Source organism: Adlercreutzia sp. DFI.6.23 (assembly GCF_024462535.1).
GTDB lineage: Bacteria > Actinomycetota > Coriobacteriia > Coriobacteriales > Eggerthellaceae > Adlercreutzia > Adlercreutzia rubneri.
On the sequence record NZ_JANGBP010000028.1, the window covers coordinates 1 to 803 of the forward strand.

At 57.3% G+C, this 803-nt stretch carries 1 rRNA gene; it reads left to right on the plus strand.

Annotated elements, in window-relative coordinates:
* Nucleotides 1-725: 725 nt before the first annotated feature.
* Nucleotides 726-803 (plus strand): 16S ribosomal RNA (locus NE591_RS12155); the annotation flags it as partial.

Consider the following 803-nt stretch of genomic DNA (forward strand, 5'->3'; position numbering starts at 1 on the left):
GGGCGCCCGGCCTCGCCCCTTGTTCGGGGCTCGGCGCGGCGCGGAGGCCGCTCGGCCCCGAGGCGGGGCGATTCCGGGCGCCTGCCGGACCCTCGCCGACTTCCTCGGGCGAGCCTGTGCGACAAAATGATTTCTACTATAATGATTGACGCCCGACAGGGTGTTTTTTGTTTCAAAGGGCAGACATTCTGTCAGACAAGAACTCCTGGCTTCTGCGAGACTCGATTTGCTGGGAGGGGGGGCTTAGCGTGGCATGCCAGGGGCAACTTGCGAGTTGCGCGAGTTGCAAGTGTGGCGTAAATGTCGTTTAAAGAATTTTCTAAATTCCCCCTTGCGCTCTTGGAGCCGAAGGGGTATTCTACTAAATCCGCGCTTGAGGAAGGCGCGGCGGCTGGTCTCTCTGGGCCAGTGGCTGCGGGTTCCCGTTGGAAACGAATTTTCAAAAATTTTGAAAAAAGTCGTTGACAGCCAACAGGAAACCCTGTAAAGTATTTCCTTGCGCCGCTCGCGAGGGCGGCGGGGCGGGAAGCCTCCCGCGGAACCTTGACAACCGGATACTGAGGATGGAATTCGAGAGACGGAACAAACGTCTTCTCGGATGTCAGACGGACATTCGAGAGAGCAAGCTTTAACTTTTTCCCTGTCAGGGGCCCTAAGGCCCCGACGGAGAGTTTTCAAACAGAATCGAGACTCACATCGATCTGACGGCGCCTCCGGGCGCTGTTCGAACGGAGAGTTTGATCCTGGCTCAGGATGAACGCTGGCGGCGTGCTTAACACATGCAAGTCGAACGATTAAGACGG